Genomic DNA, 9235 nt, shown 5'->3' on the forward strand with positions numbered 1-9235 from the left:
AGGTATCCACAGCGGTCCCGTTTTCCGGTCCATAAACCGCCACGGCAATGTTGCCGACAAAGCAATAACCGGACGCTCTATCGCACGCATCATCAAGGGTACCTGCCTGCGTTGCGGGCTCTCCCCCGAACTTTACAGCGGCCACAGCCTACGCGCCGGCTTTACCACGCAGGCTGCACGCGCGGGCAAGGCTGAGCGCGTTATCATGCGCCACACCCGTCACAAATCTGAAAAAATGGTACGCGAATATATCAGGGAAGGCGACCTGTTCAACGAAAGTCCTACAGATGCTCTTGGACTTTAGCAGTTGATTTAATTCTTGTTTATGGGCAAATTATAGTTCGAACATTGCAATAACGGAAGTATTCATTGGGCAGCTTTGGAGCACACTTGAACAAACTTGCATACGCTGTGAATGGACGCGAAGCTACGCCGTTTGTTATTTCCAGATACCTCGGAAGCATCCTACCTTCACAACCAAACAAGAATAACCGATGTGCCGCTACCTGATCTATCCTTTCTTATTACTACTCGCCTCCCCTGCAGTAGCACAATCCGACCCCATCCAAATTCCAATGCATGCAGACCACTGGGACGCCCCAGCAGGTAGTGTTTCGTTCTTGAACCATGAAGGTGTGCCCTCGATGAAAATCAATGGAGGCCAAACCCGCGCTACTGCACGCGACGTCGTGTTTGAAAACGGCACCATTGAATTTGATGTATTCATGGTAGACAGCGGTTTCACCATCTACTTTAGGCAGGAAAGCACAGAAGAATCTGAAATAGTCTACTTCAGAGGTTTTATGCTTGGCAACCCGGACCAGCCTGATGTTGTCCAGTATTCTGCTGTGTTAAATGGCATCCTCCTATGGAATGTACACGGACATTATCAGGGCCCTGCAAAACATCTGGTGAATGACTGGACCCATGTTAAGCTTGTTGTATCTGGCCGCCGAATGCTGTTGTACGTACATGACATGGAACAACCAGCACTAGACATACCCCACCTGGAAGGAACGCCCTCAGCCGGTAGCATTGCCCTTGAAGGAACGTCGGCCTTTGCCAACATGGTCATAACACCCGACAAAACTGAAGGGCTCTCTCCTGCAGCGCTTCCCGACATCACAGACCACGACCCACGCTATTTGCGCAACTGGGAAGTTAGCGAGTCTTTTCTTTTACCTTTTGGCCATGAAATGGTGAGTGCCAATCGCAATTTCATAAGCAGCCCCTACCTACCCGACTCAACCACGCAATGGCAACCTGTTAATGCAGAACGGCTAGGACTGGTTAACCTGTCGCGGCTGTTTGGGGAAAGCACTGAACGCCGTGGTGCATGGCTCAGGCTTCGGTTGCAATCCGAAATTCAGCAAATCCGAAGGGTTGACCTTGGTTTCCTGGATGAAGTGTGGGTTTTGGTAAACGGACAATTTGCCTATGTCGACAAAAACACCTATTCCAACCCCATCATGAAAGACCCGGCCGGGCGGATTTCCATAGAAAACACGTCATTCCCCTTGCCTCTTCGAGAAGGTGAAAACGAAATACTCATCGGACTCGCCAATAACTTTTGGTCATGGGCCTTAATCGCCCGCCTTGATCGTATTCGTGGGATTTCTCAAAACACACCATGACAAAAAAAGGGCAAGCAGTACGCAGACTGCTTGCCCTTTTTAAATTTACGCGTATGCTTACTGCGTGAGATTTAGCACACCTTCCAGAGCGTCCAAAATCCGGGCTCTCGTAAATGGCTTTGCGATGTAGCCATTGAAGCCTTCTCTGATAAGCTGCTTTCGAATAACGCCAATCGGTAGCGCGGATACAGCCAGTACAGGCACGCTTTCGTACGTATTGACTTTGCGCAGCTCGCGGATAAGCTCAAAACCAGTGCGCCGACCACCAAGGTTCAGATCCATCAAAATGGCATCGAACGTACGGTTTGCAATCACCTGCAGCGTCTCAGAAGCATTGGCTGTCAGTGTAACCTCATACTTGTCGCGCAAGATGAGCAGCATAAGCTCCTGGGTATCTGTGTTGTCCTCTACAATAAGAATTTGATGGCGATCACCTTGCTCATCGGAATCGGTAGTGCCTTCCGTAATGGCCTGCGTGGTCTGGGTACGCGGGTTCGGTTCTTTGGGCAACTTGACGGTAAACTTGCTCCCCACGCCGGCCTCTGTTTCAACCTGGATAGTGCCTCCCATGGTCTCAACCAGGTTCTTGCAGATCGCAAGTCCGAGGCCACACCCTGAATGCGCCCTGCCCTGCCCTTTTGATTCCTGTGAGAACCGGTCGAAGATGAACGGGAGGAACTCTTCCGTAATCCCCGTCCCTGTATCCTCGATTTCTACAATAACGGAATTAACATCGCTATTGACCGTGATTGTCACTTCGCCTTCCGGCGTAAACTTGATTGCGTTCCCCAGTAAATTGGATAAGACCCGCCGGAACGATGCACGATCAAGTTTGGCTTTTGCCGGCTGCTCAACCACAAGCTTCAACGGAATGCTGTATTGCTCTGCGTACGGCTTAAACAATTGCAAAACGCCCTGGGCTTCCACCGTTATGTCAAGCATTTCATATCGCATGACCTGCTCAATACCATCCATAGAAGACACGCGCAGCACGGCATTGAGCGTTTCGAGCAACCGATTGCCAGATTCACTGATATAGCGCGCAAACTGAACATCTTGCCCTGTAAGCTTATCAGACAGATAATCTGCAAACCCAATCATGGACGTGAGTGGCGTACGGATTTCATGGCTCATGTTTGCCAGAAAAGCTTTCTTCGCTGCAACGCCAAAGTCAGCAACCTCAGGCGTAACACCCAATCCGGAATGTCCCGGATAGTTGGTGATATCAACAGCCATTGTGAGCGTAAGCTTACGGCCTTTGCTATCAGCTCCGAGATAAGAGGAATGGAACGCAAGCAGCTTGGTATCTCCCACTTTTGAGCGGATAGACACACACACAACGCCACGCTCTTTGTAACTCTCTTTGAGCTTGGAGTCTTTAAGCTTGAGACGCTGCCCTTTTACTTTTCTTGTCCATGCAGAAATAGTTGGCGCTTCCTCTTTTGTTACCCCGGAAAGCTCTACCCAGGGCTGACTCAGCTCGATGATATGTCCACCTTCAACATGCAATAGCACAGGAAAAGGCGAAGTTTTGATCGAGCGGATGAAGTTTTCCTCGAAGGTGCCATTTGCAGCTACTGCACCAAACACACCATTTGTAGGTGTTTTGGGTACTGCCGGCGAAGCAAAGAAGCTTGTTGTATCATCAAGGCCTTCTGCCTGTTTTTTGGCAATTTTCAGCTCTTTAAACAGGACATGTACAATTTCCAGCGATGGGTCTGGTGAACTCATCAGCTGAATTTCAAGCAAGACATCCTTTTTACCAGGGAGCCCGGGCAAACTCACCGTTGGAGCTGCTGCCTTGTTCTTTTCGTGGAATATCTGGTTTAACGTTTCCTCGAGCTTCAACCGATAAAAATCAGGCAGTTTGTCGAGGTAGTCTTTTGTCAGATCGTTTTTCTGAATGTCGAATATGCGATCAATCCTGCCCGTGTGATCGAGGATTTTGAAAGCTCTGTCAATCAACAGACTGGCCGGCGCATGATCCTGCAGCATCACACTGCGATGCAACTGGGAGATAATATCGCCTGGCATTGACACCGGTGCTGGAATATCGTGTGTCTGCCCCTGATCAAACGGAGGATCCACCTGAATTGAGGTAAGCGCCGGTTCCTGTGCATCAACATCTTCTATATCGATTGCAGGTGCAGAATTTGCCTCTGATTCATGAAGTGGCGCCTGTGTTGCCGGATTCTGGGCAATTGGATTTTGTGTAGCCTGGCTTGGCGCTCCCGGATTCTGCGCAACAGGGTCAACATCCATAACTTCAAACAGCTCAGAATCGTTTGAAATGGCATCAACGATCTCTGAAACATCAGCAGCTGTTACTTCGCCATTTTCGGGAGGCAAATCATCCAGCGATAAGGGCGGAATATCTAAATCAGTTGGTAAAAGGGTGTCGACATTGAGTGTCAGCGGCTCTTCCAATTCTTCCGGCGCCGGCACATCGATCTCTAGCGACTCCATGGTCTGCTCTTCCACTGGAGATGCTTCAACCGTTCCGTTTTCAAGCGCAAAACCCTCCTCAGCCTCCTGGACCAGCTCCCTGGCAACAGATTCTGCAGGCTCGATTGCTGATGGTTCAGCATCCGTAGGCAGCACCATGCCATCGCCGGCTTTATTCCGTGTCAACTCATCAATAGATTGACGCTCAGACAGCGTGGGAAGCGTGTCATCCTCTTCCTCTGGCGGCTCTTCTTTAACCAGGTCAATGTGAAAGGCCTCAGCCTCGCCACTTAGCCTGTAAATTTTGAAGATGTTATCAACAGACTCAAATTGTTCTGGCAAGCTTTCTGCAAATTCAGCATCCCCCAGAAACAGAAACCCGCCTGGTCTCAGAGAATGATGGAAGAACGTGACTATCTGAGACTGTGAAGCCTGGTCGAGATAAGCAAGCAGGTGTCGGCACGTTATGAGCTCAAACGACTGAAAAGAGTTGTCGATCAGCACATCGTGGCTCGAGAAGTGGACAGCCGCTTTTACTTCCGGAATTATTGAAAATCCGTTGCCATGGGGCACAAAGTATTTGCCCAGACAAACGCTGGACATCTCATCTACGATAGATCCAGGATAGATGCCCTCTTGGGCAGTATCAAGCGCAGCCTGATCATTGTCAGTTGCGTAAATTTCGATGGTTGGTGTTTCTTCCAGCGTTGATGCAAACTCAAAGAGAAGAATAGCAACAGAGTAAGCCTCCTCGCCTGTCGCGCAACCTGCCACCCATACCCGAATGGGTTCTTGAGATGACCTGTTGTTAAACAAGGCAGGAATGACTTTTTCTTCTAATACACCAAATGCACTGGGTACGTGAAAGAAACCAGTCATATAATAAATCCGGAGTGCATTAAAGATTTGACTACAAACGCAGATGCGATAATAGTGCCAACGTTATGAATCCGTTTATAAAGAAGGGCACATTCACATGCTTCGTCTACACGATACTGTCGTTACGATCCAATTGCTCTTCGCGTAATACAGTAAAAAAAAGTGGCAAAAGTCTGTTAATTAAGGTTTTACATCGTCACTTCTAACAGGCCTGGCGGATTTTATCTACCCGCTAACGCACCTGACCCAGCAAATCGAGCTGATGTACAAGTAACATGAGTTGATTGTTATGGAGTTGTTGCTGTCGATTTGCAATCCACTGCAGGGCCACATCCGTATCTATGGCATTACTTTTCTCCAACTCACCGGCTACAAACCGCAACATATGCGCAAGAAATGCCTGATCTTTATCTGCATATTGGCCCGCACGCGGGAATACAACCCAGTCAGAACTGCCTATTTCCAATAAATGTACAGGTAACCCGGATAAGACTTGCATTAAGTGCCGGCCAGATTGGCTTCGTCCACGCAAGGCCGGCTGCCGCGATCTATCATCCATAGATTGGTGATAGATCGACTCAACGAGCATGTCAACAGAAGGTTCAGCTGGCGGCAAAAAAGATGTAATTCCGTCAAAGTTTATTGGGAAGTAAAAGACGCCGGCCGACCCGAGCAGGCTGAGCAGTTCAGACAGAAAGGTATCCAGGTCAAACAGATCAAGAAAGGCCTGCGCGATCAGCCCATCCCAGCCCCCACTCCCTTCCTGCTGCGCGATAAAAGCATGGATATCTTCATGCACAACGGATATATCCAGGGCATACCCTGCCGGACTTTGCCACCTGCCAGGATCCCCCCCGGCTTTCTTATAACCCAGCGCTACCAGCCAGTCTTCCAGGTTCGACCTAAAGTGCTCAATGTTTACAGCCTCTATATCAACCAGTGTATACGCCAGATTGCACGTCAGGCCCGCAGCCGCAATGCGGCGAAACATAGCGCCGATGCCCCCTCCTACCTCTACAAGTCGAATGGTCCGGTCTGATGATGCATGCAATTTCGCCCCATGCACTGCCTGATCGTTCAGCGCTTGCACAAAGCCATCCCAGACACGCTGGTTTAACGACCGAGCATCAAGCGGACCTTTCGACTCAAGATATGTGGCATAGTTGAACACCCGTCAAAAACTGCTATCAAAAGAGGCCCAGCAATGCTGATCTTCCCAAATTTTGACCGTCAGATGCGTCAGATTGGTTTTACGTAACGCTTGCCTCAGCTCCTCACATACAATGCGGGAAAAATGCTCGATACTCGGATTGAGTCCTGCAAAAGCCGGATCATCGTTGAGGGTGTGGTCTTTGAATCTGGCCAGCATATCACCCATCGCTGCTTTTACAAGGTCGATATCAACCAGGTAGCCATGGTCGTCCAATTTAGCCCCTTGTAGCAATACCTCTAATGCATACACATGGGAATGCAAGATATTTTCTGGCCCACAATTCGGAACCGTTAGGAAGTGCTGCGCAACAAACTCTTCTTTTATGCTAAGATTATACATGGATGGTTAAGCTTTTTAGCTGCTTTAACTCGCTCACAGCCTATTTGTAGGAAAAAATCACTTGTAAAGCGTCCGCTGTCTTTTCATCAAGGAGTGCGTATGCCTTTGCTGCTTCTCTTATGCTAAACTGATGTGTTATGTACCTGGAGGGCCGAACAACTCCCAGCAAGGCGCTTGCTAATTGCAACCGCCGGCCCTTAGACCACCGCCCCGCGTGCCGTGGATCAATTTTACTCACCTGGCTGGCATACAAATTCAGCTTGGCCCTGTGAAAACGGCCACCAAGATCAAGAGACGCAGGCTTCGTACCATACCACGACCCAACCACGATACGGCCAGTCTCCCTTGTTTTTTCGATCGCTACATTTAAGCCGGCCGGATTTCCGCTCAGTTCGTATACGAGGTCATAGGTAGCCTCAAGGGCTCCAGAATCCGCCGTAGCCTTGTTTATCCCTACCAGGGCCCCACGGGCACATCTGCGTGGATCAAGATCAACAGCATCAACGACAAGGTCCTTCTGCCGACATAACAAAGAAGCAAGCAAGAGCCCAACAACGCCCAATCCAACAATCAGCACACGCTCACCAATCATCGGCCTGCCATCCATCATAAAACTTACCGCCGTTTCCATGTTGGCAAGGAAGGCTGCATCTTCAAAAGAAAGCGTGTCAGGGAGTACCACGAGGTCTGCGGGCGTTGCTATAAAGTGACTGGCATGCGGGTGGAAAGCAAAAACACGCGCACCTTCCCAGGACGCAGGCACAGCTGTTCCATACGCTGTAACACGGCCAACGGAGGCGTAGCCATAACGCAATGGATAACTAACATTCTGCTGCAGCGAGGCCAGCGTCTCGTCCAGCACCATTGAAGCTGGAAGCTGCCCCCGGTAGGCGAGCAATTCAGTACCGCTGCTGATTGCAGATACCTCCGAGGCAACCAGCACTTCGCCGGCCTGAAGTGGCAACAAGGATTCTTCAACAATGGATACCTTCCCGGGCGCATCAAATTGAATGGCCGAGCGCATTACATCTCCCATACAGGGTCCCCATGCAAAATGATATCATTGCCTTCCCAATGTACTTCGGACAGCGACAACTCCATCGGCAATGCACCACGCAAGCCGTTGTGCATTTGTTGTGGGTTGAGCACTGTTCGTCCGCCAATCATTTTCATTGATAGGGTAACGATAAGGTGATCCACTGCCTGCGACTGAATGAAGCTTGTAATCACCTTGCCCCCTCCCTCAACCATCAGGCTTTTTATGCCCATTTCGCCAAGCGCCTGCAGTACATCATCCAGTGCAAGCCAGCCTTGTGCATTGGCCTGCAACACCTTAACACACGCCTTTTTTGCCCGGAGTGCCTCTTGTTGTGCAGGAGCGCTGTTGTCCGTGGTAAAGATGACAGGCCGGACGGGATTGTCAGCAGCAAGTAGCTTTGCATTATGCGGCATGCGCAGCATTGAATCGAGTACGATGGGACGCGGACTGCTGCCGGCCACAAGGCGCGTGGAAAGCGAAGGATTGTCTGACAGTACTGTTTCTATGCCCACCATAATACCATCATGGCAGGCCCGAAGGGCATGGGTATAAACAAGCGATTCGTCACAACTAATTGCTACCGGCTCACCATTAAGGCCGGCGATTGAGCCATCCAGGCTTTGTGCATAGGTAACCGTGACAAAAGGAATGCCTTCACGATTGTAATATGCCTCTGCACGCTGGCATAATGCTTCCAAAACTTGCGAACGATTATGCAACGACACGCTGACTACCGAATGGCATCCCCTGTAGTATGATCAAAAAAGTGAAGCTTGCTTGTATCCATGGACAACGCAACTTGTGCGCCCGGCCCAGGCAATGCCTGGGGTGTAACGCGGGCAACCACATCATTTGCGCCACTATTTGCATATACGATGATTTCATTGCCCATGGGTTCGAGTACATCGAGTTGCAGTGAAACTTCAGCGCCGGGTGTGGGGATGGCCGGGTCGCCCGATACAAACAGGGCCTCAGGTCGTATACCCAGTACAACTTCTTTTCCTACATAGTCCTTCAGTCTATCTGTATGACTATCAGGTACAGACAATTCTATGCTTCCACCCGTTTCTGTAAACCGCATACCCCCCGCTGCTTCGACGCGGCCGGCAACGAAATTCATTGCCGGGCTTCCAATAAAGCCGGCGACAAACTGGTTCACAGGATGGTCGTACAGATTCAGCGGTGTATCAATTTGCTGAATTACGCCATCTTTCATCACAACAATCCGGTCTCCCATGGTCATGGCTTCCACTTGATCATGCGTAACGTAGACCATGGTCGACGCCAACCGCTGATGCAGCTTGGAGATCTCAGTACGCATCTGGACGCGCAATTTTGCATCCAGGTTCGACAAAGGCTCATCAAAAAGGAATACTTTGGGTTTGCGTACAATGGCGCGACCAACGGCAACGCGCTGCCGCTGTCCACCTGAGAGTTGCTTCGGCTTTCTATCAAGGATTGGCGTAATGCCCAGCACCTCTGCTGCCTGCTCAACGCGTGTTTTGATTTCCTGCTTGTCGTATTTGCGCAGCTTGAGTCCGAAAGCCATGTTATCCCGCACAGTCATATGCGGGTAGAGGGCGTAATTCTGAAATACCATGGCAATATCACGATCCTTGGGGGGCAAATCGTTTACCTTGGCATCCTCTATATAAAGTGTACCTTCTGAAATACTTTCAAGGCCGG

Annotated in this window: 8 protein-coding genes; 2 read left to right on the top strand and 6 right to left on the bottom strand. The window is 50.0% G+C overall.

All coding sequences use genetic code 11. The features are described 5' to 3' along the window. Together AAF564_23860 and AAF564_23865 are read left to right on the top strand one after the other, a co-directional pair. Positions 1-304: integrase (locus AAF564_23860; GenBank protein MEM8488605.1), on the top strand; the 304-nt coding region annotated here is incomplete at its 5' end. Between the two features lie 190 nt (positions 305-494). Then, complete coding sequence (locus AAF564_23865; GenBank protein ID MEM8488606.1) at positions 495-1634, top strand: hypothetical protein; 1140 nt, start codon at positions 495-497, stop codon at positions 1632-1634. A 57-nt stretch (positions 1635-1691) separates the two neighbouring features. Here AAF564_23865 and AAF564_23870 read toward each other — a convergent pair whose 3' ends face one another. From AAF564_23870 to AAF564_23895, 6 genes are all read right to left on the bottom strand, one after another. Then, positions 1692-4958 carry a CheR family methyltransferase gene (locus AAF564_23870; GenBank protein MEM8488607.1) on the bottom strand — a complete coding sequence of 1089 codons (3267 nt, stop codon included), beginning with the start codon at positions 4956-4958 and terminating at the stop codon, positions 1692-1694. Positions 4959-5190: 232 nt separating this feature from the next. After that, a complete protein-coding gene (locus AAF564_23875; protein ID MEM8488608.1) occupies positions 5191-6129 on the bottom strand; it encodes a hypothetical protein in 939 nt (312 codons plus the stop codon). Positions 6130-6132: 3 nt separating this feature from the next. Continuing rightward, entirely contained in the window at positions 6133-6510 is a 378-nt protein-coding gene (locus AAF564_23880; GenBank protein ID MEM8488609.1) for a 6-carboxytetrahydropterin synthase, read from the bottom strand. A 40-nt stretch (positions 6511-6550) separates the two neighbouring features. Beyond that, positions 6551-7546, bottom strand: coding sequence for an oxidoreductase (locus tag AAF564_23885; protein ID MEM8488610.1), 996 nt, complete (start codon positions 7544-7546; stop codon positions 6551-6553). Beyond that, positions 7534-8247 carry a dihydrofolate reductase family protein gene (locus tag AAF564_23890; GenBank protein ID MEM8488611.1) on the bottom strand — a complete coding sequence of 238 codons (714 nt, stop codon included), beginning with the start codon at positions 8245-8247 and terminating at the stop codon, positions 7534-7536. The genes AAF564_23885 and AAF564_23890 overlap by 13 nt, the downstream gene beginning before the upstream one ends. Before the next feature lie 32 nt (positions 8248-8279). Beyond that, a partial coding sequence (locus AAF564_23895) for an ATP-binding cassette domain-containing protein (GenBank protein MEM8488612.1) occupies positions 8280-9235 on the bottom strand: 956 nt, incomplete at its 5' end.

This window comes from Bacteroidota bacterium (genome assembly GCA_039111535.1).
GTDB lineage: Bacteria > Bacteroidota > Rhodothermia > Rhodothermales > JAHQVL01 > JBCCIM01.

Excerpts from the sequence above, each read along its gene's own strand:
- AAF564_23865 (MEM8488606.1), top strand. The coding sequence starts at position 495 with ATGTGCCGCTACCTGATCTATCCTTTCTTATTACTACTCGCCTCCCCT.
- AAF564_23870 (MEM8488607.1), bottom strand. The coding sequence starts at position 4,958 with ATGACTGGTTTCTTTCACGTACCCAGTGCATTTGGTGTATTAGAAGAA.
- AAF564_23880 (MEM8488609.1), bottom strand. The coding sequence starts at position 6,510 with ATGTATAATCTTAGCATAAAAGAAGAGTTTGTTGCGCAGCACTTCCTA.
- AAF564_23885 (MEM8488610.1), bottom strand. The coding sequence starts at position 7,546 with ATGGGAGATGTAATGCGCTCGGCCATTCAATTTGATGCGCCCGGGAAG.